19 protein-coding genes are annotated in these 21,829 nt (G+C 73.4%); 5 read left to right on the top strand and 14 right to left on the bottom strand.

The features are described from left to right. Positions 1–10: 10 nt before the first annotated feature. From BOQ63_RS13660 to BOQ63_RS13650, 3 genes are all read right to left on the bottom strand, one after another. The gene (locus tag BOQ63_RS13660; protein ID WP_191093558.1) at positions 11–1,423 is read right to left on the bottom strand and encodes a cytochrome P450 family protein; all 1,413 of its coding nucleotides are present in this window, start codon (positions 1,421–1,423) and stop codon (positions 11–13) included. Between the two features lie 46 nt (positions 1,424–1,469). After that, on the bottom strand, positions 1,470–2,795 hold the full coding sequence (locus BOQ63_RS13655) for an MFS transporter (RefSeq protein WP_223885926.1): 1,326 nt from the start codon (positions 2,793–2,795) through the stop codon (positions 1,470–1,472). A 265-nt stretch (positions 2,796–3,060) separates the two neighbouring features. Continuing rightward, a complete protein-coding gene (locus tag BOQ63_RS13650; protein ID WP_033349202.1) occupies positions 3,061–3,624 on the bottom strand; it encodes a sigma-70 family RNA polymerase sigma factor in 564 nt (187 codons plus the stop codon). A 133-nt stretch (positions 3,625–3,757) separates the two neighbouring features. On the opposite strand from BOQ63_RS13650, the gene BOQ63_RS13645 reads away from it, so the two are divergent. Beyond that, the gene (locus BOQ63_RS13645) at positions 3,758–4,024 is read left to right on the top strand and encodes a zf-HC2 domain-containing protein (RefSeq protein WP_037828532.1); all 267 of its coding nucleotides are present in this window, start codon (positions 3,758–3,760) and stop codon (positions 4,022–4,024) included. A gap of 324 nt (positions 4,025–4,348) precedes the next feature. On the opposite strand, the gene BOQ63_RS13640 is transcribed toward BOQ63_RS13645, so the two are convergent. Then, positions 4,349–5,248, bottom strand: coding sequence for an oligoendopeptidase F family protein (locus BOQ63_RS13640; protein WP_150475873.1), 900 nt, complete (start codon positions 5,246–5,248; stop codon positions 4,349–4,351). Between the two features lie 226 nt (positions 5,249–5,474). Here BOQ63_RS13640 and BOQ63_RS13635 point away from each other — a divergent pair, with 226 nt between their 5' ends. Further along, positions 5,475–6,734, top strand: a complete 1,260-nt coding sequence (locus tag BOQ63_RS13635; RefSeq protein ID WP_030280227.1) for a cytochrome P450 — start codon at positions 5,475–5,477, stop codon at positions 6,732–6,734. Between the two features lie 64 nt (positions 6,735–6,798). On the opposite strand, the gene BOQ63_RS13630 is transcribed toward BOQ63_RS13635, so the two are convergent. After that, complete coding sequence (locus BOQ63_RS13630; RefSeq protein WP_072654317.1) at positions 6,799–7,491, bottom strand: N-acyl homoserine lactonase family protein; 693 nt, start codon at positions 7,489–7,491, stop codon at positions 6,799–6,801. A gap of 246 nt (positions 7,492–7,737) precedes the next feature. On the opposite strand from BOQ63_RS13630, the gene BOQ63_RS13625 reads away from it, so the two are divergent. Together BOQ63_RS13625 and BOQ63_RS13620 are read left to right on the top strand one after the other, a co-directional pair. After that, positions 7,738–9,192: a CoA transferase gene (locus tag BOQ63_RS13625; protein WP_150475872.1), complete on the top strand. Its 1,455-nt coding sequence runs from the start codon at positions 7,738–7,740 to the stop codon at positions 9,190–9,192. Between the two features lie 52 nt (positions 9,193–9,244). Then, positions 9,245–9,883 carry a DUF6461 domain-containing protein gene (locus BOQ63_RS13620; RefSeq protein WP_030280232.1) on the top strand — a complete coding sequence of 213 codons (639 nt, stop codon included), beginning with the start codon at positions 9,245–9,247 and terminating at the stop codon, positions 9,881–9,883. Positions 9,884–9,934: 51 nt separating this feature from the next. Here BOQ63_RS13620 and BOQ63_RS13615 read toward each other — a convergent pair whose 3' ends face one another. Further along, a complete protein-coding gene (locus BOQ63_RS13615; protein WP_072656246.1) occupies positions 9,935–10,534 on the bottom strand; it encodes an HdeD family acid-resistance protein in 600 nt (199 codons plus the stop codon). A 148-nt stretch (positions 10,535–10,682) separates the two neighbouring features. Here BOQ63_RS13615 and BOQ63_RS13610 point away from each other — a divergent pair, with 148 nt between their 5' ends. Beyond that, entirely contained in the window at positions 10,683–12,617 is a 1,935-nt protein-coding gene (locus BOQ63_RS13610) for an NAD-binding protein (protein WP_072654316.1), read from the top strand. Between the two features lie 155 nt (positions 12,618–12,772). Here BOQ63_RS13610 and BOQ63_RS13605 read toward each other — a convergent pair whose 3' ends face one another. The 8 genes from BOQ63_RS13605 to BOQ63_RS13570 all read right to left on the bottom strand — a co-directional run bounded on the left by BOQ63_RS13605 (position 12,773) and on the right by BOQ63_RS13570 (position 21,653). Then, positions 12,773–13,558: an enoyl-CoA hydratase gene (locus tag BOQ63_RS13605; protein WP_072654315.1), complete on the bottom strand. Its 786-nt coding sequence runs from the start codon at positions 13,556–13,558 to the stop codon at positions 12,773–12,775. A 166-nt stretch (positions 13,559–13,724) separates the two neighbouring features. Continuing rightward, positions 13,725–13,949 (bottom strand): hypothetical protein, encoded by a 225-nt coding sequence (locus BOQ63_RS13600; protein WP_030280240.1) that lies wholly within the window; start codon positions 13,947–13,949, stop codon positions 13,725–13,727. Continuing rightward, on the bottom strand, positions 13,921–14,973 hold the full coding sequence (locus BOQ63_RS13595) for an enoyl-CoA hydratase/isomerase family protein (protein ID WP_030280242.1): 1,053 nt from the start codon (positions 14,971–14,973) through the stop codon (positions 13,921–13,923). The genes BOQ63_RS13600 and BOQ63_RS13595 overlap by 29 nt, the downstream gene beginning before the upstream one ends. Before the next feature lie 356 nt (positions 14,974–15,329). Then, a complete protein-coding gene (gene fahA / locus BOQ63_RS13590; protein ID WP_072654314.1) occupies positions 15,330–16,550 on the bottom strand; it encodes a fumarylacetoacetase in 1,221 nt (406 codons plus the stop codon). Beyond that, complete coding sequence (locus BOQ63_RS13585) at positions 16,547–17,449, bottom strand: hypothetical protein (RefSeq protein WP_223885925.1); 903 nt, start codon at positions 17,447–17,449, stop codon at positions 16,547–16,549. Before BOQ63_RS13585 ends, fahA begins: the two co-directional genes overlap by 4 nt. After that, on the bottom strand, positions 17,446–18,648 hold the full coding sequence (locus BOQ63_RS13580; protein WP_030280248.1) for a homogentisate 1,2-dioxygenase: 1,203 nt from the start codon (positions 18,646–18,648) through the stop codon (positions 17,446–17,448). The genes BOQ63_RS13585 and BOQ63_RS13580 overlap by 4 nt, the downstream gene beginning before the upstream one ends. Positions 18,649–18,766: 118 nt before the next feature. Next, positions 18,767–19,981: a 4-hydroxyphenylpyruvate dioxygenase gene (hppD, locus tag BOQ63_RS13575; RefSeq protein ID WP_030280251.1), complete on the bottom strand. Its 1,215-nt coding sequence runs from the start codon at positions 19,979–19,981 to the stop codon at positions 18,767–18,769. 286 nt (positions 19,982–20,267) lie between these two features. Next, positions 20,268–21,653, bottom strand: a complete 1,386-nt coding sequence (locus tag BOQ63_RS13570) for a phosphoribosyltransferase (RefSeq protein WP_150475870.1) — start codon at positions 21,651–21,653, stop codon at positions 20,268–20,270. Between the last annotated feature and the right edge of the window lie 176 nt (positions 21,654–21,829).

Raw genomic sequence — 21,829 nt, 5'->3', positions numbered from 1 at the left:
GTGGCGGGGCTCAGTCGCGCCGGTCGTAGACCACCGGTAGCCGGTTGACGCCCCGGGCCAGGACGGCTGGGATCCAGGCGAGTTCGTCCAGGCCGTCACCGGGCGCGGTGGCCGGGCGCAGCCCGGGCAGCCGGGCGAGCAGGGTGCCCACGGCGATCTGGAGTTCGGCCCGCGCGAGGGCGGCGCCGGGGCAGTAGTGGATGCGGTGGCCGAAGGCGAGATGGGCGTTCGGCGTGCGGTCGAGGTCGAGGCGGTCGGCCTCGGGGAACTGCTCGTCGTCGCGGTTGGCGGCGCACAGCGAGACGATGACCGAGTCGCCGGCCGGAACGGTGGTGCCGAACAGGTCGCTGTCCTCGGCGAAGAAGCGCCAGGTGGTGAGCTCGAAAGCGGCGTCGTGGCGCAGCAGTTCCTCCACCGCCCGGGCCAGGCGGCCCGGTTCGTCGAGGCCCGCGCGCAGTTCGGCGAGCTGTTCGGGGTGGCGCAGGAGTGTGATCACCATGGTGGTGATCTGGTTGGTGACCGGCTCCTGCCCGGCGACCAGCAGCTGGAAGACGATCGAGTCGAGTTCCTCGCGGCTCAACCCGCCCGTGTCGTGGGCGGCGACGAGCCGGCCGAGCAGGTCCTCCCGCTCGTCCCAGCCGGGGGCGCGGTGGTCCTCGCGCTTGCGGGCGACCACCTCGGCGATGTACGTCTGCAGGCCGCGCAGCCGTGCCTCGTACGCCGGCCGCCCCGGGTCCCGGGGGCCGACCGGCTGGACCACCTTCCCCCAGTCGCGGTCGAAGCGGGCGGCCAACTCGGCGGGCAGACCGATGACTTCGGCCAGCACCCGGAAGGGGTAGTGGGCCGCGAAGCCCGCCACCAGGTCGGCGCCGCCGGTGGCGGGCAGCTCGTCCACCAGGGCGTCGGCGAGCTCCTGCAACCGCGGGCGCAGCGACTCCACCCGGCGCGGGGCGAAGGCGTCCAGCACCAGGCGGCGCATGGCGGTGTGCTTGGGCGGGTCCTGGTGCAGCAGGTGGACCTGGAGCTGGGAGTGCTGGGGCTCCGGCATGATCGAGGCGCGTCGGCGCCAGTTGTCGTTGCCCAGGGCGTGGTTCTTGCCGAGCCGGGGATCGTTGAGGGTCGCGTGGGCGGCCTGGTACCCGGTGACCAGCCAGGCGTGGATGCCGCTCGGGAACTCCACCCGGTGCACCGGCCCGGCCTCCCGCATCGGGCGGTAGAGGGGGTACGGGTCGGCCTTGTAGTCCGGGCCGTGCAGCGGGACGGGGTTCGGGAGCCGGTCGTGGCCGTACGGGCAGCGCGGCGCCCCGGGCGCGGGCTCGGTCCCGGTCCCGGTCCCGGCCGTGGTCGTGGCGTCGGCCGTGGCCGTGGCCGTGGCCGTGGTCGTGGCGTCGGCTGGGGGCGGGGTGCGGACGGTGTCGGTCATGTGGTTCCTCCGAAGGGGGCGGGGGCGGGCGGGTCTCGGGCGACTGTCAGGTCTGCGGGCGGCGGTACCGGGCGAGCAGGACCACGGCGGTGGCCGCGACCAGGGCGGCCACGGCGATGCCTGCGTGAGTAGCGGCGCCGGGTCGGTCGCCGGCCACCGCGGCGGCGGTGCCCAGGGCCGGGCCGAGGGCGAAGCCCAGGCTGCGGGACAGCTGGACGGCGGAGCCGGCGGTGGCGAGCTTCCCGGGCGGAGAAGCGGTCATCACCAGCGCCTGGGTGGGGCCGCCGTTGAGGCCCATCCCGGCACCGGCCAGGGCTAGCCGCGCGGCGACGCCGAGGGTGGACCAGCCGGAGTCCACCGGGACGAGCAACGCCAGGCCGCAGGTGGTGACGACGGCACCGGTGAGTGCGGTCGGCCGGGCGCCCCAGCGGTCGGCCAGCCGGCCGCCGACCCGGCCGGCCAGCACCATGCCGAGCGGGAAGGCCAGCATGGTCAGCGCGGTGGCGGTGGCGCTCTCGCCGTGCGGGCCGCGCAGGTACTGGACGAGCAGGTACTGACAGGCCGCGAAGCCTGCGGCGAGCGCGAGCACCGAGGCGTTCACCCCGGCGGTCCCGGCGGCCCGCAGCACCTCGGCGACCGGCCGACCACCCGGGCGGCGCAGCCAGAGCAGCACCAGCGGCGCGGCGGGCAGCGCGAGCAGTAGCCACTGCGGGGCCTTCGGCGCCAGAGTGAGCCCGAGCAGGACGGCGGCGACCGCCGCGCCGATCAGGGCGGCCTCGCCCAGCGAACTCCGGTCGGGCAGGCGGAGCCCACCGCGTCGCGGCGCGTTCCGGTGCATGATCAGGACGGCGGCCAGACAGACCGGCAGCTTGACCAGGAAGATCGCCCGCCAGCCGAGGTGGTCCAGCAGTAGGCCGCCGACCACCGGGCCGGTGACGGCACCGAGCGGTCCCAGCGTTGCAGGCACGCTCATCGCCCGACCGCGCAGCTCCGGCCGGACGGAGGTCGCGGCCAGTACCGGCATCAGGACGAACAGGACGGCCCCGAAGGCCCCTTGCAACAACCGTGCCGCGATCAGCCAACTCGCCCACGGGGAAAGGGCGGCAAGCACGCTGCAGGTCGCGAAGCAGCTGACCGCAAGCAGCAGCGCGGACCGGGTGCCGACCTGGTCCAGCCACCGCCCTGCGGGCAACAGTAAGGCGACCAGGGGGAGTTGGTAGCCGAGGACGGCCCACTGGGCGACCCCGGCGGAGACGTGCAGACCGGAGGACATGTCGGTGAGCGCCAGGTTCACCACGTTCATGTCGAGCATCGCGACGAACGAGAGCAGTCCGGCGGCCACGACCAGGCTCCATCGTTCGACCTGCTTCACCTGACCTGTCGTCGGGTCGGTGTGGTGCGAAGGTCCTTGCGTCCGCACGAACTTTCTCCGTTCCCCGCTGCTGCACCGAGCACCGCCTCGGCGGCGGCGTCCGGTACAGCAGTCGGGGGCGGGGGGGCGTGGTTCCGAACATTTGGGGGAATTTTCCGGACGAGCAACGAACAACTTTCAGCGAACGGATAACAGATGACAGATTTCGAAATCTGTCATCTGTTCGCTGACATCTGTCAGCTGTTATCCGTTCGCCGCCCGCCGCTCAGCAGGCCGCCGCGAGCTCCCCAGCCTCGGCTGCCCGCAGTCGCGCCATCAACTCCTCGCGCGCCCGGGCGACGCGGGAGCGGACGGTGCCGACCGGGCATCCGGCGACCTCGGCCGCCTCGGCGTAGGTCAGCCCGACCACCTGGGTCAGCACGAAGGCCTCCCGCCGCTGGGCGGGCACTCGTTCGAGCAGGTCCCCGAGGGCGATCCCGTCCTCGAACCCCGCCGTCGGGGTGCTGCTCTGCCGCTCCGCCGCCTCCTGCCAGTCGGGCAGCGCGGCGCAGCGCGGCCGGGCGGCGGCCATTCGGTAGCGGTCGATCACCGTGCGCCGGGCGATCGACAGTAGCCAGGTGCGGGCCGAGGACCGCCCGGCAAAGGCGGGGAGGCCGCGCAGTGCCCGCAGGAAGGTCTCCTGGGCGAGGTCGTCGGCGGACTGCACGTCGGTCAGGTGGGCGACGAAGCGCCAGACGTCCCGTTGGGTGGCCCGGACGAAGGCCTCGACGTCGGCGGCCCGGCCCGAGCGGGCGGTCAGCGCGAGCGCCGTGAGCTGGTCGTCATCCACGGCGGCCTCCGACCTTGCCGCTCCCGATCCGGCGGGTCCTACAGCTCCCGCGGGTCCCGCAGGCCCTGCGGGACCCGGTGTCGGACGTGACCCGTCCGTTCCCGGCCGGGCAGCCGTGCGGGACGATGGCCGTATGAGATGCGCGCAGTTCCGTACCGCTCTGTCCGCCCGGCTCGACGGCGAACCGAGCGGCCTGCCCGGCACCCGGCTGGACAAGCACCTGGCGCGCTGCACCGGTTGCCGGGACTGGCTGGAACGCGCGGAACGACTGCGCGACCAGGTGTCGGCGGCCGCTGCGGACGGTCCGTCGGAGGCGTGGGCGGCCGGGCTGTCGGCCCGGCTGGGCGGGGACGCTGCGAGCGGTCGGGCGCCGGAGGGGCAGCAGACCGCCGAGCGGTAGGACGGTGGCGCCGGTGCTGACCGGTGCGCCGTCGAAGTGAGGCATGGGAAGGTCCCGAGGGGAGGGCTGGAGCGGCGCCGCGCACGGCGGCACCGCAGTCGTCCGTGGCCCCTGGCCGCGCGGCACACCGCACCTCCCGCGAGGGAGGCCGATGGACGCGGACGCGGACGAGGGCCGGAGCCCTGACTGCGCGGCGGCACGGCGCGCGACGGCACGGGGCGTGACGGCGCAGGGCAACGGCGGCGCGACAGGGCGACCTGCCCGACGCGAGGGTCCCGGAAGCGGCCGGAGTCCGGCCGGAGGGGGAGGAGCGCGGCGGGCGCGTCAGCAGGCGAGCGCGAGCGCCGGCGGCCCACGCCGGACGACGGCGTGCGTGAGCAGCACCGATCGGAGCGGCCGGGCCGGCCGGTCGGCGGGCCGGAAGGCGGCGGGCGGCCGGTACCCGAGGGGGCGGGCGAACAGCGTCAGCAGCGGGAGCAGCAGCGCTCCCGCGACCACCGTCCCGAGCGCGGCGAGCAGCTCGAAGACCCGGACCAGCGCGGCGTCACCGCGCCAGAGCAGCAGCGCGCAGGCGAGCGCCGCCAGGACGTGGGCGAGGGCCATCCCGGTCGACATGCCATGAGTCATTGCGCTGGACATCTGACCGGGCATCCCGCCGGACATCTGACCGGACATCCCGCCGGACATCTGGTGCGTCATCCCCGGGGGCATGCCCGGCATTCCAGCCGCCCCCGACAGGCCCATGTCCATGGCCACCCCGTCGACCGACCCGGCCGCCCCGTGGTGCATCCCCGCCATCGGCCGCAGGCTGCCGGCGGGCGGTGGGACGTCCGGGTCGATGCCCGCCATCCGCGCCAGCTCGACGGGCGAGAGCCCGCCGCCGGCCCGGTCCGGGTTGCAGAGCAGCAGGGCGGCCCAGTCCGGGGTGGCGAGCCGACCGAGACCGGAGCCCCCGCGGCCGGCCGCCCCGGCCTGTTGGAACAGCAGGTGCAGCGCGCTCTGCGCCGCGACCATCCAGACGCTGATCACACCGATTCCGCGCCGCTTTCCGGCCAGCAGCCAGGTCAGCCCGAGGACGGCCCCGAACGCGCCGAGCAGCACCGGGGGCGAGACCCCGGCCCCGGCCATGGCGACGTGCGCCGTGGCGGCCATCGCCACGCACAGCGCGGCGAAGACCGCGGCGCGCAGCAGGCGGATCCGGTCGGTCATCACGATGGCACTCATCGTCGCACCCGCTGCGCCCCGGCCGTGCCGCACCCTCCGGTCATGGCCGGTTTCCGCCCGTGAGACCATGCCCGGCCGTCGGATCGGCCGATCAAACGGTTTTAGCTCGATTTCACCCGGTCGTCGAACCGGCTTGACACACGCGCCTTCCGCTCACTACATGTGCACACTCCAGCACGGAACGTACGTGCCGGAACGGGTCCGATCGGAAGCAGGAGGCGCGGCCATGAACACTCCGACGGAGGTCCCCACCCCGACGGTGGGCCCCCCGGACCTCGCCGACCCCCGCTTCTGGCGGTTGCCGGCCCCCGCCCGCGCCGAGGCCTTCGCCGAGCTGCGCCGCAGGCCCGCCCCGGTCTACTTCGGCGACCGTGCCACCGGCCGAGGCTTCCACGCCCTGGTCCGGCACGCCGACGTGGTCGAGGCCAGCCGGACCCCCGCCGTCTTCCGCTCCGGCCCCGGCGTGACCACCCCGGAACCGCCCCGCTGGGTCCGGCTGCTGTTCGGCGACTCGATGGTCAACCTCGACGACCCCCGGCACGCCCAACTGCGCCGGATCGTCTCCAGGGCCTTCACCCCGCGCCTGCTCGGCCGGATCGAGGAGGACGTCCGCCGGATCGCCACCGCCCTGGTGGACGAGGTCGAACGCGACCGGCCCGAGGATTTCGTCGGCCCGGTCGCCGCCGAGCTCCCGTTCCAGGTGATCTGCTCCATGATGGGCATCCCCGAAGAGTCCCGCCGCACCATCCTCGGCCTGGTCAACCGCACCTCGGCGGGCACCGGGGTGGCCCGGACCCGACGCGGCCGACTCCGGGTGCCAGGGCGCGGGCTGGCGGCACTCGCCCGGATGCAGGGCATCGTCGCCGAGATCGGCCGCGAGCGCCGCCGCCGTCCCGCCGAGGACCTGATCTCCGCGCTGGTCACCGCCGACGTGGACGGCCGCCGGCTGACCGGCCGCGAACTGGGCGCGTTCTTCAGTCTGCTGCTGGTCGCCGGGGTCGAGACCACCCGCAACGCGCTCGCCCACGGCCTCCACCTGCTGACCGTCCACCCCGAGCAGCGCGCGCTGCTGCTCGCCGACCTGGACGGTCGGCTCGACGGGGCGGTGGACGAGATCGTCCGCCACGCCACCCCGATCGTGCAGTTCCGCCGGACCGTCGCCGTCGACCACGAGCTCGGCGGCCCGGGCGGTCCACTGCTGCGGGCGGGGGAGAAGGTCGCGCTGTACTACGGCTCGGCGAACCGGGACGAGACGGTCTTCCCCGACCCCGAGGCCTTCGACATCACCCGCACCCCCAACCCCCACCTCGGCTACGGCGGCGGCGGACCGCACTACTGCCTCGGCGCCCACCTGGCCCGGCAGGAGATGACGGTGCTGTTCCGCGAACTGTTCACGCGGCTGCCCGGGGCACGGTCGCTCGGCGAGCCGGTGCTCGTCCCGTCCAGTTTCGACCACCGGGTCCGCGCGCTGCGCTTCACCTTCTGAACACCTCTGTACCGTCCCTGAGCCCCGCCCCGCCGCCCGTCGCCCATCCTCGGGGGCCGGTCCGTCAGGCGGGTTCCCAGACCGCGTGGTCGTGCGCGAAGAGCACCCGGCGCGGCGCGTGCTCCGCCACCCGGTCCAGCCAGGCCCGGTACCCGGGCAGCGGCGCGGCCACCCCCTCGCGCGCGGCCCGCCGGGCCAGCAGCGCCTGCCCGTACTCGGTGGCGAAGTCGTACGCCTGCCCGGCCAGCAGTACGGTGCAGTCGCCCAGCCGCTCGACCAGCAGCGACTGGTGGCCGTCGGTGTGTCCGGGCGTGGGCAGCACCCGGACGCCCGGCCAGATCTCGGTCTCGCCGTCCAGCTCGCGGTACACGGCACCGGGGAAGTCGACCAGGGCGTCGATGGTGTAGTCGTCGCGCCGGGCGGTGGCCAGCTCGTTCGACTGGACGAGGACAGGAGTCCCGGCGAACAGCGGATTGCCGCCGCAGTGGTCGAAGTGCAGGTGGCAGTTGACCACCAGGTCGACGTCCGAGACCGAGACGCCGGCCGCGGCGAGCGCCTCCGGCAGCGGGCGGCGGACCGGGCGGTAGTGCGCCTCGGTCTCCGGCGAGCCCGCGCCGATCCCGGTGTCGAACAGCAGCAGCCCCTGCGGGCCGCGGACGAGGTACGCGAGCACCGGCTCCACCCGCGGCTCGGGGCCGCCCACCTCGGAGGCCGGCCGGACGAAGTAGCCCAGGTCGAGACGGCGGATCGTGTGCATGCTTCCCCCTTGTCACTCAGCTCCCGTGCGTCGGCCGAGGCGGCCGCTGCTCCGCACCCTAACCCGTCGGTCGGGGGGCGTCGGTGGGGCATCCGGCTGCCGGTCCGTCAGGCCTGCCGTGGCCTGCGGTCATCAGGGCAGGCCCGGGCGGCGTGCGGTCGGGCGGCGCGCGGCCGGATGCGTGAGCGGTTCGGGCGGTGGCCTGCGTCACGGCGAGCGGACCGGATGGGGAGCACAATGCCCGGCATGACCGAACGTCCGACACTGCCCGAGGTCGCGCCCGACGTCGCCCCCGAGCCCGCGCCCCGGCCGGAGCCCGCGCCCCGGCCCACGCCCGGCCCCGCCGACCGCCCAACCGCCGACGTCTGGGCCGCCCTCGGCGGACCGGCCGAGCTGCTGGACCGGGTGGGCTTCCACGGCCCGCCGGACGGCCTGCCCTCCGGCCTGCCGGTCCGACAGCTGGCCCGGACCACCGTCGCCGCCTGCTCGCTGGCCGCCGCCGAACTCGCCGCGCACCGCAGCGGCGGGCCGGTTCCCGTGGTCCGGGTGGACGAGGGCGCGGTCGCCACCTCCTTCGTCAGCGAGCGGCATCTGGAGGTCGACGGCCGCAAGCCCGTCAGCTTCGCTCCCCTCTCCGGCTTCTGGCGCGCCGCCGACGGTTGGGTCCGCACCCACGCCAACTACCCGCACCACCGCGACCGGCTGCTCGCCGTCCTCGACCTCGCCCCCGACGTCGGGCCCGAGCAACTCGCCGGAGCGCTCGCCAAACTGCCGGCCGAGCAGGTCCAGGACCGTGCGTACGCGGCGGGGGCGCTGGCTGTGGCGGTCGCGCCGGTGAGCGGGGACGTACACCCCCTGATGGAGTGCCGGGAAGTCGGTGCCGCGCCCGTTCGTCCGCTGCCCGCGGCCCCGGTGGACCGGCCCGCCACCGGGATCCGGGTCCTCGACCTCAGCCGGGTGATCTCCGGACCGGTCGCCACCCGCACCCTCGCCCTGCTCGGCGCCGACGTGCTGCGGATCGACTCGCCCCGGCTGCCCGAGGCCGACGACGCCCACACCGACACCGGCTTCGGCAAGCGCTCCACCCGCCTGGACCTCGCCGACCCGGCCGACCGGGCCGCCTTCGAGGGCCTGCTCGACACCGCCGACGTGGTCGTCAGCGCCTATCGCCCAGGGGCGCTCGACGCCCACGGCCTCGCCCCCGACGCGTTGTTCGCCCGCCGCCCCGACCTGATCCTCGCCCAGCTCTGCGCCTGGGGCTGGACCGGTCCGCGAGCCGGGCGCCGCGGCTTCGACAGCCTGGTCCAGGCAGGCGTCGGCATCGCCGCGCACGAGGCGTCCCCCGACGGCCGGCCCGGGGCACTGCCCGCCCAGGCCCTCGATCACGGCACCGGCTACCTCCTCGCCGCCGCCGTCCTGCGTGCCCTCACCGAACAGCGGACCCGCCACCCCGGCGGCCGCCACCTGCGCTTCTCCCTGGCCGGCACGGCCTCCTGGCTGCTGCACGGCATCCGGTCCGAGCCGGCGGACGCGTCGGGCCCGGACAGTCGGCCGTACGACGCGTCTCACTGGCTCACCGAGACCGACTCGGCGTACGGGCGGTTGCGGTACGCCCTGCCGCCGATCGGCTACGACGGTGCGCCCGCCGACTGGGCTCGACCGCCCGGGTGTTGGGGGACGGACGCGCCGGTCTGGCTGTGAGCGGCCGGGGTGTGCGGCGGGCGTTGTCGGTGCGGTCTGGCAGCATCTGGGCATGACCGCCGCACACGCCACCGACTACACCTGGTTCGAACAGCGCTACCCCGTCCTCGGCGAGGCGTACTGCCTCACCCAGGTCGAGGGGATCGGCGCCGAGGAACTGCTGCGCCGCTTCGACGCCCCGGCCGGCCGGGAGGTGACCGGCCTGGACGCGGTGATCGCGGCGTGGGAGACCTTCGACGACGGGGAGGACGAGGAGGCCGAGGCCCTGTTCGACCTGGACGAGGACCGGCTCCTCGTCGCCGTCACCGAGCTCGACGGCTGGGCGCTGGCGATCGAGCCGTACGGCTACCTCGGCAGCCTGCACGACGTCATACCGAGGCTCGCCGAGGGCACCCGGCTGGTCTCGCACTTCCGCAACGCCAACGCGGTGGACCACTTCAACTGGTGGGAGCACGGCTCCTGCCGGCTGCAGTTCGAGCCGCTCTTCGCCGACCAGCGGCACGGCTCGGACGCCGACGCCCCCGGCATCGTCGGACTGCTGGCGGCCTGCGGCTTCCAGCCGGACGGCGGGCGCCACCCGCTGCACACCGAGGCGGCGTTCGCGCTCGCCGAGCGGCTGACCGACGTCCGCCTCGGACCGGAACGGCTGGAGGCCGCCACCTTCCGGCTCGGCTACGCTCCCCGGCCGTAGCAGGGGGCGGAGACCCGGTCGGTGACGGCCGCCGCGGCGTCGGCGCCGCGTTCAGACTCCGGACGGGATCTGTTTCGCCCGTCCGCGCACCTGGAAGGCGGTCGCGATCTCGACCAAGCCGAGGATCACCAGCCAGCACCCGGCCAGCACGGTCAGCGCGGCGATCGAGCCGACCGGCCAGACCATCAGCAGCACGCCCGCGAGGGTGTTGGCCACACCTGCGAAGGCCTGCCAGCCGCGGGCGGGCATCAGCGGGTCGGAGATCGCGGCGGCGAGCTGGGTGATGCCGCGGAACAGCCAGCCGATCCCGATCCAGAGGGCGAGCAGCAGCAGCGACTGCGCCGCGCTGCGGAAGCAGAGCAGCCCGAGCAGCACGCTGATCGCGCCGCTGATGAAGGCCAGCACCCGTAGTGCGATGGTGACGTGGGTGCCGAATGCGGCGACCAGCTGCACGACGCCGATGACCAGCAGGTAGAGGCCGAACAGTACGCCCACCACCAGCAGGGTTTCGCGCGGCCACACGAAGACGACGATCCCGAGGGCGAGCGAAGCCACGCCGGCGGCCAGCAGGACCTGCCAGGCGGCCTTGGCGAGCTGGCCGAGCGGACCCTGGACCGGGGTTCCTTCGGGGGTGATGATCGGAGGGGCCACGACGGCGTACTCCTCGGGTCGGGGGCGGAGAACGGACTCCAGCCTCTTCGCACCGTCGCCGGACCGCACGGCGGGTACGTCCGTTCGAGTCATCCCGGCTGCCGGAACGACATCCTCCGGCCACCTGTCGTCGATACCATCCGTCGGTATGACTTCTGAAGGGTGGGGGACCCCTCCGGTCGAGCCGATCAGCCAGCACTACATCGTCTGCGGGGGCAACGCACTGGCCCACCGGCTGGTCCTGGAACTCGTCGAGCACTACGAAGTTCCGGTCGTCGTCCTGGTCACCGACCGCACCCGCGACCACGCACCGCAGATCGAGCAGATCACGGGCGTGGCGGCCGTGGTCGAGTACCCGAACCTCACCGAGGAGGCGCTGCGGGCGGTGTCCATCGACACCGCGCGCGGCCTCGCCCTGGTCGAGGGCAGCGACCAGGACAACATCCATGCCGCGCTCAGCGCCCAGGGCCACAACCCGGACATCCGGATCGTCTTCCGGATGTTCAACCAGCGTCTGGGCGAGAACATCGAACGGCTGCTCAGGAACGGCGCCGCGCTGTCCGGTTCCGCCACCGCCGCCCCGGCCTTCGCCGCCGCCGCGCTCGGCCGGCCCAACTCGGTGGAGATCGACGGCCGTTACCTGCACATCGCGTTCGACGACGCCATCAGCTCGGACCGGATCTGCGTGGTCGCCGACCACATCGACCGGCAGGACCTCAGCAAGATCCGCCTGCTGCCGGAACAGGAAGGCGACTCGGCCCAGTTCGTCCGGCTCGCCCGGGAGTTCGGCGACGACGGACCGGTCCGGCAGGGCGGGTTGCGCCGCGCACCGGAGCCGGAGCCCGAAGCCGGGCCTGATTCCGAGGGCGAGCCCGAGCGCGGGCACGAGCCTGCGGTTGGGCCCGAGGTCGAGCCCGAGGTCGAGCCTGAGGTCGAGCGTGCGGTCGAGCCCGACCCCGGGGTCGAGCCCGAGGAGCCGCCGGGTGGGATCGCGGCGCTGCAGGCGCTGCGGATGGAGCCCCGGGAGCCGATCAGCTGGGCGCGGCGGCTGCGCTGGCGGGTGCTCGACACCATGCGCTTCCTCACCAACGCCCGGTTGCGGGTGGTACTGCTCATCGCGCTCGCCGCGGTGCTGATGGCCTTCGCCGTGCTCTGGTACCTCAACCGGGACTTCGGCTGGACCGTCTACATCTCACTGCTCGACCTGGCCGGCGCCGCCCAGCCCGACCAGCAGGCCGACATCGCCGCCGGGACCGGGACGGGCGGGCTCTGGCAACGGGTCGCCCAGGTGGTGATCACCATCTGCGGGATCACCTTCGCGCCGGTCGCCACCGCCATCGCGGTCGAGGTGCTCGGCTCCGGGCGGCGAGGGCTGCCGCGCAACCCGAGCGCGGGCACCCGGGACCACGTGATCGTGGTCGGACTCGGCAACGTCGGTACCCGGGTCGCCACCCAGCTGCACGAGATGGGGGTGCCGGTGGTCTGCATGGAGCGCGACCCGCAGGCCCGCGGCATCTCGGCCGTCCGGGCGCTCGGCATCCCGGTCGTGCTGGGCGACGGGCCGTTCGAGGAGCAGCTGCGCCGGGCCCGGCTGAAGCACAGCCGGGCGGTGATCGCGCTCAGCGGGGACGACGCCACCAACCTGGAGGCGGCGCTGGAGGCCCGCCACGGCAACCCCGACGTGCGGGTGGTGGTCCGGCTGTTCGACGACGACTTCGCCGGCCACTTCTACCGGACGCTGGACAACGCGGCCTCCCGCTCGGTCTCCTACCTGGCCGCGCCCGCCTTCGCCGCCGCCCTGATGGGCAGTGAGGTGCGCGGGACGCTGTCGGTGTTCCGGCACGTGCTGTTGATCGCCGAGCTGACGGTGGAGGACGGCAGCGGACTCATCGGCCTGAACCGGCACGACCTGGAGGACCCGGGCGGCGTACGGGTGATCGCCGCCCGCTTCGCCCGGAGCAACCAGCTGCACTGGGGCTTCGCGGACCGCACCCGGCGACTGGCCCCGGGCGACCGCATCGTGGTCGCCGCCACGCGGAGCGGCCTGGCCCGGCTGAACACGGTGCTGGTGGAGGAGGTCTGACGGAGGCGAGGAACGGCGGACGGGCAACGGATGCCGGCCGACGGATGGCAGCTGACAGAAAACAGATGACAGAAGACAGATGACAGAAGACAGATGGCAGCTGACAGATTTCATCATCTGAAATCTGTCAGCTGCCATCTGTCATCCGTCGCCCGTCAGCGGTTCTCGAACTTCGCCGCCCGCTTCTCGGCAAAGGCCGACATGCCCTCCTTCTGGTCCGCCGTGGCGAACACCGAGTGGAACAGCCGGCGCTCGAAGCGGACGCCCTCGGCGAGCGTGGTCTCGAAGGAGCGGTTGACGCTCTCCTTGAGCATGATCGCCGCCGGGGTGGACATCGCCGCGACGGTCTCGGCGGTGGCCAGTGCCTCGGCCAGCAGCTGGTTGGCCGGGACGATCCGGGCGACCAGGCCGGCCCGCTCCGCCTCCTCGGCGCCCATCATCCGGCCGGTCAGGCACAGGTCCATCGCCTTCGCCTTGCCGATCGCCCGGGTCAGCCGCTGCGAGCCACCGATGCCCGGAAGCACACCGAGCTTGATCTCCGGCTGCCCGAACTTCGCGGTGTCCGCGGCAAGCAGGATGTCGCACATCATCGCCAGCTCGCAGCCGCCGCCCAGCGCGAACCCGGCCACCGCCGCGACGACCGGCTTGCGCAGCGCGCCGATGCGGTCCCACGGGCCCAGCCAGTCGTCCAGGTAGACGTCCGGGAAGCGGTTGTCCTGCATCTCCTTGATGTCGGCGCCGGCCGCGAAGGCCTTCTCCGAACCGGTGATCACCAGACACCCGATCTCCGGGTCCCGGTCGAAGGCGGTGGCGGCGGCCACGACCTCGTTCATCAGCTGGGTGTTCAGCGCGTTGAGCGCCTTGGGCCGGTTGAGCGTGATCAGCCCGACCCGGCCCTTGCGCTCGACCAGGATCGTCTCGTAGGTCTCGGTCTCGGTCATCGCCGTTACTTCCAATCCGCTGCTCGGCCATTCCACTGCTCGGCGCCGCGCGGGCGCGCCCTGACCACCCAACGATCTACGACGCGCCCCGCCTCGCGCCAGTCTTGGTATGCGAGACGCCGGTCACCAGCCGGCTGTCCAGCCGGTCGCCGAAGCAGCGGGAAGGTCAGAACCGGACGCCGTGGCGCTCGGCCGCCAGCCGTACGGTCCCGGCCTTGACCTCCCCCCGGTGGGTCAGGGCGGTCAGCGCTGCGACGGTGACCGACTCGGCGTCCACGCCGAAGTGCCGCCGGGTCACCGCCCGGCTGTCCGAGAGGCCGAAGCCGTCGGTGCCCGGGGACGTCCAGTCCTGCGGGGCCCGGTCAGGCCAGGCCCAGCTCGTCGCCCTCACGCGGGGCGAGGAAGCGCGCGACGTCGGCCTCCGTCACGTCGCTCAGCGTACGCGGCGACCACTGCGGGCTGCGGTCCTTGTCGATCACCTGCGCGCGGATGCCCTCGATCAGGTCGCGGCCGTCCAGTGCGGCGCAGGAGATCCGGTACTCCTGGTCGAGCACCGCCTCCAGCGTGGTCAGCGCACGGGCGCGGCGCAGTGCAGCCAAGGTGACCTTGACGGCGGTCGGGGAGTTCCCGAGCACCAGCTCGGCGGACTCCTTCGCCTCCGGCACACCGGAGTTGAGCAGCCGCTCGACGATCTCCTCGACGGTGTCGGCCGCGTAGCAGGCGTCGATCCAGTCGCGCTGTCCGGCGAGTTCGGCGGGCGGCGCGGGCTCGGCGTGGGCGGCGACGGTCGCGGCCGGGTCGGAGCTGCGGGCGAGGGCGTCGAGCAGCTCGGAGACGCGCTCGGACGGGACGAAGTGGTCCGCGAAGCCGCACAGCAGGGCATCGCCGGGGCCCATCGAGGCGGAGGTGAGGCCGAGGTGGGTGCCCAACTCACCTGGGGCGTGGGCGAGCAGGCGGCTGCCGCCGACGTCCGGGACGAGGCCGATCCGGGTCTCGGGCATCGCGATCGTGGAGCGCTCGGTGACGATCCGCACCGCGCTGTGGGCGGACAGCCCGATGCCGCCGCCCATGGTGATGCCGTCCATCAGTGCCACGAAGGGCTTCGGGTAGCGGGCGATCAGGGCGTTCAGCCGGTACTCGTCGCGGAAGAAGGCGCGGGTGCCGGCCCCGCCGGCCCTGACCTCGTCGTGCATCGCGCGCAGGTCCGCGCCCGCGCACAGCCCGCGCTCACCGGCGCCGGTCAGGACGACGGCGCGCACCCGGCCGTCGGCGATCCATTCGTCCAGTGCCGCGCGGATGGTGGTGATCATGCCGTGGGTGAGCGAGTTGAGCGCCCGCGGGCGGTTCAGCACGATCCGTCCGAGACCGCCGTCGCCGTCCAGGACCGTCCGGACCTCCGCCACCTCTGCGCCCATCGGAACCGCTCCCGCTCCCTCGGTGATCTCGCCTTCCGCTGTCCACCGTACCGGGGCGGACCGGTGGTGGTGATCGCGAGGCCGGTGTGTGATCGCGGTCCCGCGCTCGGGCGGCGCGGTCGGGGTCCGTGGGCGTTCCTCGCCTCGGACGACGCGCTCTGGGCCACCGGGCGGGTCATCGACGCCACCGGCGGCGCGGGGCTGTAGGCGGCGGGAGTGGGAAAGCAGACAACAGCTGACAGATTTCAGATGATGAAATCTGTCAGCTGCTATCTGTCAGCTGTCACTTGTCGGCTCAGCCGTCAGCCGTCAGCCGTCAGCCGTCGGTCACGAGCCACGAGCCATGAGGCGCTCCCTCAGCCCCGCACCTGGCCCGAGACCTCGCCGAACCCGACCACCACGCCGTCCGGCCCCGGGGCCGTTGCCGTGATGACGACCTCGTCGCCGTCCTCCAGGAAGGTCCGGGTCGTCCCGTCCGGAAGCTTGAGCGGCTCCTCGCCGTTCCAGGTCAGCTCGATCAGCGCACCGCGGGTGTCCGGCTCGGGCCCGCTGACCGTGCCCGAGGCGAAGAGGTCGCCGGTGCGCAGCGAGGCGCCGTTGACGGTCATGTGGGTCAGCTGCTGCTGCGCCGTCCAGTACATGCCGGCGAACGGCGGGCGCGAGACGAGGTGCCCGTTCAGCCGGACCTCCATCGCCAGGTCCAGGCCCCACGGCTCGCCGCCGCGGTCGTCCAGGTACGCGAGCGGCTCGACGTCGCGCTCCGGCGGAGAGACCCGGGCGTGCTGCAGGGCGTCCAGCGGCACGATCCACGGCGAGACCGAGGTCGCGAAGGACTTGCCCAGGAAGGGCCCGAGCGGCACGTACTCCCAGGCCTGGATGTCGCGCGCCGACCAGTCGTTGACCAGGCAGACGCCGAACACGTGCTCGCGGAAGTCGTCCAGTGTGACCGGTCGGCCCAGCTCGGACGGCACGCCGACGACGAAGCCGACCTCGGCCTCGATGTCCAGCCGACGCGACGGCCCGAAGCTCGGCACGGCGTCGGCGGGCGCCTTGCGCTGTCCGTGCGGCCGTACCACCGGGGTGCCGGACACCAACACCGTGCCCGCCCGGCCGTGGTAACCGATCGGCAGGTGCTTCCAGTTGGGGGTGAGCGGCTCCGAGCCCGGGCGGAAGATCCGGCCCAGGTTGGTGGCGTGGTGCTCGGAGGCGTAGAAGTCGACGTAGTCCGCGACCTCGAACGGCAGGTGCAGCTCGACCTCGCCCACCGGCACCAGCGCGGGCGAGATAGCCTCGCGGAAGGACTCGTCCGTCAGCCAGGTGGTGAGGTCGTTCCGTACCTGCGTCCAGACCGAACGCCCTGCCGCCATCAGCGGGTTGAGCGAGTCCGCGGCCAGCAGCGCCGACGCCGCGCCGGCCGCGCGGGCGGCCGCCCCGGCGTCCAGTACGAAGTCCCCGACGCGCACCCCGATCCGGCGCTGCCCGGGCCGGTCGGCCGCGGTGAAGACGCCGTACGGCAGGTTGTGCACGCCGAACGGCGAGTCCTGGGCGCTGGTGAGCCAGCTGCGGGGGGTGCTCAACGGTCCTCCTGGACAAGTGGACTGGGCGACAGCAGGCCGAGCGCGGCCAGGTCGTCCAGGGGTTCGGTGATGCTGCAGGTGCCGAACGCGGTGAACGAGTTGCGGATCACCGTGACCTGGTGCCCGCTCAGCGCGCGGACGGCCTTGGCCAGCACCTCGCCGTCGCGCTCGGCGAGCACCTCGGCGGCTGCGGCGCGGTCCGTCTCCTGTGCGGCCAGCAGCACGTTGAGGAAGCCGTGGTGCTCGAACCCGGTCTCCGGGTCGGTGTGCCGGGCGGCGTTGTGCAGCCCGGCCGTGCACTTGTACGGCAGGCCGCGCCGGGCGCAGCCGGTGAGGAAGGCGGCCAACTCGTCCTCGTCCGGGAACGCCTCCGCGACGACCCCGCCGGTGCGGAACTTCGCCCGGTAGGCGCTGTCGACGAGGACGTCCAGCGTCTCGTCCAGCCCGTCCCCGCGCAGGAGTTCGCGCGGCAGCTCGACGGCGGCGGGCACGTCCGGGGGCAGCAGCCGGTCCAGCTCGGCGACCGCCTCGGCAGTGTCCCGGGTGGCCAGCTCGACCCCGGCGAGCTCGAAGGGCGCGGCGGCGGTGAGCGCCGGCCCGAGCTCGGGGCTGCCCCCCGGCAGCACGAGCCCGACCCTGAGCGGCCTGGTGCCCTCCACCGCCGCGGCCAGCTCGCCCAACCGGCCCGCCCCGCAGAGGAGGGGGCCGACCGCGTCCGCGTACCAGGCTGTGCGGTGGGCGCGGTGCGCGGGCACCGCCTCGACGACCGGCAGGTTCCCGGGTGGGAACACCGCCGCGTCGTCGAAGAGCCCGCGGAACAGCTCCGGGACGGCGAAGTGACTCGCGGAGGTGCCCGCAGAGGTCTCCGCGGAGGGGACTGCGGGAGTGCCGGAGCTCATCGCCCGGGCCCCCGACCCGCCCACGTCCAGGCGTAGTTGGAGTCCTCGCTGGCCCGTCCGCCCTCGCCGAGCTCCAGCGGCCGGAAGGTGTCCACCATGACCGCCAGCTCGTCGAAGAAGTCCACGCCGATGCTGCGCTCGTACGCGCCCGGCTGCGGCCCGTGGGTGTGCCCGCCCGGGTGCAGCGAGATCGAGCCCTGGCCGATGCCCGAGCCCTTGCGGGCCGCGTAGTCGCCGCCGCAGTAGAACATGACCTCGTCGCTGTCCACGTTGGCGTGGTAGTACGGCACCGGGATGGACAGCGGGTGGTAATCCACCTTGCGCGGAACGAAGTTGCAGATCACGAAGCCGTTGCCCTCGAACACCTGGTGGGCCGGCGGCGGCTGGTGGATCCGGCCGGTGATCGGCTCGAAGTCCCGGATGTTGAAGGCGTACGGGTAGAGGCAGCCGTCCCAGCCGACCACGTCGAAGGGGTGGTGCGGCACGGTGTAGCGGGTGCCCGAAACGCCGTTCGGGCCGCGGTGCTTGACCAGTACGTCGACGTCCCCGGGAGAGTCGACCACGAGCGGCCCCACCGGTCCGCGGAGGTCGCGCTCGCAGTACGGCGCGTGCTCCAGCAGCTGCCCGTACTTGGACAGGTAGCGCTTGACCGGGGTGATGTGGCTGTTCGCCTCGATGCAGTAGGCGCGCAGCGGCTCGTCCCCGGCGGGCACCCAGCGGTGGGTGGTGGCGCGCGGAATGATCACGTAGTCGCCCTGACCGACCTCGATCGAGCCGAAGACCGTCTCGACCGTGCCCGAGCCGGACTCCACGTACACGCACTCGTCGCCGAGCCCGTTGCGGTACAGCTCACTGGGGGCCCCGGCGGCGACGTACGAGATCCGCACGTCGCCGTTGCCGAGGACCAGACGGCGGCTGCCCACGACGTCCGCGGACTTCCACTCCTGGTCCGCGAACAACTCGTGCAGCTTGAGGTGGCGGGGGAGCAGGGGATGGTTGGGCACCGTGGACTGGTCGGGCAGCTCCCAGGGCGCCGCGTTGACCACCGCCGAGGGGATGCCCCGGTGGTAGAGCAGCGACGAGTCGGAGGAGAAGCCCTCTTCGCCCATCAACTCCTCGTAGTACAGCCCGCCTTCGGGTGTGCGGTGCTGGGTGTGCCGCTTGGGCGGGATGCTGCCCAGCTGCCGGTAGTACGCCATCTCCGTGCTCCTCCTCGACCGTCCGTGAGCCGACCGTCCGTGAGCTGACCGTCCGTGAGCCGACCCGACTGTGAGCCGACCCGACTGTGGGCCGACCGCCCGTCAGGGTGTTCCGACGCTACAGGTTGCCGCGACGGTCCTGCTCACGCTCGATGGACTCGAACAGCGCCTTGAAGTTGCCCTTGCCGAAGCCCAGCGACCCGTGCCGCTCGATGAACTCGTAGAAGACGGTCGGACGGTCGCCGATCGGCTTGGTGAAGATCTGCAGCAGGTAGCCGTCCTCGTCGCGGTCGACCAGGATGCCGCGCTTCTTCAGCTCCTCGATCGGCACCCGCACCTTGCCGATGCGCTCGCGCAGCTCCGGGTCGTCGTAGTAGGCGTCCGGGGTGTTGAGGAACTCCACGCCACGGGCGCGCAGCACGTCCACGGTGGTGAGGATGTCATTGGTGGCGAGCGCCATGTGCTGGCAGCCGGGGCCGGTGTAGAACTCCAGGTACTCGTCGATCTGGGACTTCTTCTTGGCGATGGCCGGCTCGTTGAGCGGGAACTTCACCCGGTGGTTGCCGCTGGCGACGACCTTGGACATCAGGGCGGAGTACTCGGTGGCGATGTCGTCGCCGACGAACTCGGCCATGTTCACGAAGCCCATGACCCGGTTGTAGAACTGGACCCACTCGTCCATCCGGCCCAGCTCGACGTTGCCCACGGCGTGGTCCAGGGCCTGGAACAGGCGCTTGGGGGAGCCCTCCGGGTGGGTGACGCCGCTCTTCGCGGCGACGTAGCCCGGCAGGTACGGGCCGTTGTAGCGCGAGCGGTCGATCAGGGTGTGGCGGGTCTCGCCGTAGGTGGCGATGGCCGCGCGGCGCACGGTGCCGTTCTCGTCCGAGACGTCGTTCGGCTCCTCCAGGACGGTGGCGCCGCTGGCGCGGGCGTGCTCGATGCACTTGTCGACGTCCGGGACCTCCAGGGCGAGGTCGACCACGCCGTCGCCGTGGCGGCGGTGGTGGTCCAGCAGCGGGCTGTCCGGCTGGACGCCGCCCTTGATCACGAAGCGGCAGGAGCCGGAGCGCAGCACGTAGGACTTGCGGTCGCGGCGGCCGGTCTCCGGGCCGGAGTAGGCGACCAGCTCCATGCCGAACACGACCTGGTAGAACTGGGCCGTCTGGGTGGCGTTGCCGACCACGAACACGACCGCGTCCTGGGCGGTGACCGGGAACGGGTCGGAGGCCTGGTCGTGCTCGACGAGACCGACCAGGCGGCGCAGCTGGTCGGCGTCGAGGCCGGCCTCGCGCTCCTCGGGGGTCAGCTCAAGGGCGTGGGACTGCGTGGTCATCGCTCGTTCCTCCACTCAGGGCCTCGGCGTTGAGGCTTCCGGGGGTTGCCGGGGGCTTTGGGGCTTCCGGTCGGATCGCGTGGATCGCTGCCGCACGGCGAACGGGTGGGCGGTGCGGTTGCGCAGAGCTTGCTCCTGTCGTGAGGGTTGGGCAACAGGTCGTTTTTTCACTGCTCAATGTGTACAAGCTGATCAGGAATTCCGGGTCTTGGCTGCACAGAATGTGCTGCCTCCGGGCGGTCGTCGCACGAAATCTGCGCAACCGGCGCAACCGGCGCAAGCGCCGCTACCGGCCGTCGGCGTCCCGACGGTCGGTGGCCGGGCCGGCGGTGGGCGAGCCGTCGGTGACCGGGAGGTGGCGCAGGAACCAGTCTCCGGCCAGCTCAGCGGCCTGGTCGAGGGTGCCCGGCTCCTCGAACAGGTGGCTCGCGTGCGGCACTACCGCGAGCTCGTTCGCGCCCCGCAGCCGGGCCCGCGCCTGCCGGTTGAGGTCGAGCACGGTGGTGTCCAGGGCGCCGACCACGAGCAGCGTCGGGGCGTCGACCCGGCCGAGGACGTCCGGCCCGGCGAGGTCCGGGCGTCCGCCCCGAGAGACCACGGCGCGCACCGCCGGGCCCAGCTCGGCGGCGGTGTACAGCGCGGCGGCCGCGCCGGTGCTGGCACCGAACAGGCCGAGCGGCAGCCCGCGCGCGCCGTCGGTGCGCTCCAGCTCCCGCGCGACGGCGGTCAGCCGGGAGCCGAGCAGGCCGACGTCGAACACCTTGCGCCGGTCCGGCTCCTCGGCCTCGGTGAGCAGGTCGAACAGCAGCGTGCCGAGCCCGGCCCGGTTCAGGTACCGGGCGACGTGCCGGTTGCGCGGGCTGTGCCGACCGCTGCCGCTGCCGTGCGCGAACACCACGATCCCGCGTGCCCCGGCCGGCACCGTCAGCCGGCCCGCCAGACGGACCCCGGCGACGGACAGCAGCAGCTCGCGGTCGACGCCGTCCGGTGGCTCCTCCTGCCGTCCGTTCCCGTGCCCGACCCGGCCCCGGGCCTCGGCCAGCAGCCGCAGCACCTCCTCGTCGCCGGTCTGCGAGAAGTCGGCGTAGAACTCGCCGATCGCGAAGAACGGCGACGGCGTGTCGACGCAGACCAGCTCGTCGGCGACCTCGCTGAGCCGGTCCGTCCAGTCCAGGGGAGCCACCGGTACGGCGAGCACCACCCGGGCCGCGCCGCGTGCCCGGACGATCCGGCAGGCCGCCTTGGCGGTGGAGCCGGTGGCGATGCCGTCGTCGACCACGACCACCGTGCGCCCGCGCAGGTCGGAGGCCGGACGGTCGCCGCGGTAGCGGCGGGCCCGGCGCGCCAGCTCGGTGCGCTCGCGCCCCTCCACCCGCGCCAACTGCTCGTCGCTGACCCCGGCGAGCCGCAGGACCTGCTCGTTCAGCACCCGGACGCCGTCCTCGCCGATCGCCCCCATGGCCAGCTCGGGCTGGTACGGCACACCGAGCTTGCGGATCACGCAGATGTCCAGCGGCGCGTCGAGCGCGGTCGCCACCTCGGCGGCCACCGGCACCCCGCCGCGGGGCAGGGCGACCACCACGGTGTCGGGGCCGGCGAGATGGGCGAGGCGGGCGGCCAGCCGGTGGCCCGCCTCGGTGCGGTCGGTGAAATGGGTTCCGGTGACGTGCATGACACGGCCTCCGAGTTCCACCGTACGCCGGTCGGGCGGGTCGGTCCCGGCGGGCCCGGCGGGCCGGCGTGCCTGGGCGCCTGCCGGGCCACGGCCCGGACGCACGTCGGGACGCACGTCGGGACGCCTCCCGGACGTGGTCCCGGGCCTTCTCGTCAAGGGCCGGGACGGCCGCG

This window comes from Streptomyces viridifaciens, from assembly GCF_001888885.2.
GTDB lineage: Bacteria > Actinomycetota > Actinomycetes > Streptomycetales > Streptomycetaceae > Kitasatospora > Kitasatospora aureofaciens.
Note: the sequence above shows the minus strand (reverse complement) of the source record. Positions and strands in the feature narration are given on the sequence as shown.

Excerpts from the sequence above, each read along its gene's own strand:
- BOQ63_RS13610 (WP_072654316.1), top strand. The coding sequence starts at position 10,683 with ATGACTTCTGAAGGGTGGGGGACCCCTCCGGTCGAGCCGATCAGCCAG.
- BOQ63_RS13640 (WP_150475873.1), bottom strand. The coding sequence starts at position 5,248 with ATGAGTGCCATCGTGATGACCGACCGGATCCGCCTGCTGCGCGCCGCG.
- hppD (WP_030280251.1), bottom strand. The coding sequence starts at position 19,981 with ATGACCACGCAGTCCCACGCCCTTGAGCTGACCCCCGAGGAGCGCGAG.
- BOQ63_RS13605 (WP_072654315.1), bottom strand. The coding sequence starts at position 13,558 with ATGACCGAGACCGAGACCTACGAGACGATCCTGGTCGAGCGCAAGGGC.
- BOQ63_RS13620 (WP_030280232.1), top strand. The coding sequence starts at position 9,245 with ATGACCGCCGCACACGCCACCGACTACACCTGGTTCGAACAGCGCTAC.
- BOQ63_RS13570 (WP_150475870.1), bottom strand. The coding sequence starts at position 21,653 with ATGCACGTCACCGGAACCCATTTCACCGACCGCACCGAGGCGGGCCAC.
- BOQ63_RS13625 (WP_150475872.1), top strand. The coding sequence starts at position 7,738 with ATGACCGAACGTCCGACACTGCCCGAGGTCGCGCCCGACGTCGCCCCC.
- BOQ63_RS13595 (WP_030280242.1), bottom strand. The coding sequence starts at position 14,973 with ATGGGCGCAGAGGTGGCGGAGGTCCGGACGGTCCTGGACGGCGACGGC.
- BOQ63_RS13585 (WP_223885925.1), bottom strand. The coding sequence starts at position 17,449 with ATGAGCTCCGGCACTCCCGCAGTCCCCTCCGCGGAGACCTCTGCGGGC.
- BOQ63_RS13580 (WP_030280248.1), bottom strand. The coding sequence starts at position 18,648 with ATGGCGTACTACCGGCAGCTGGGCAGCATCCCGCCCAAGCGGCACACC.
- BOQ63_RS13635 (WP_030280227.1), top strand. The coding sequence starts at position 5,475 with ATGAACACTCCGACGGAGGTCCCCACCCCGACGGTGGGCCCCCCGGAC.
- BOQ63_RS13630 (WP_072654317.1), bottom strand. The coding sequence starts at position 7,491 with ATGCACACGATCCGCCGTCTCGACCTGGGCTACTTCGTCCGGCCGGCC.
- BOQ63_RS13645 (WP_037828532.1), top strand. The coding sequence starts at position 3,758 with ATGAGATGCGCGCAGTTCCGTACCGCTCTGTCCGCCCGGCTCGACGGC.
- BOQ63_RS13660 (WP_191093558.1), bottom strand. The coding sequence starts at position 1,423 with ATGACCGACACCGTCCGCACCCCGCCCCCAGCCGACGCCACGACCACG.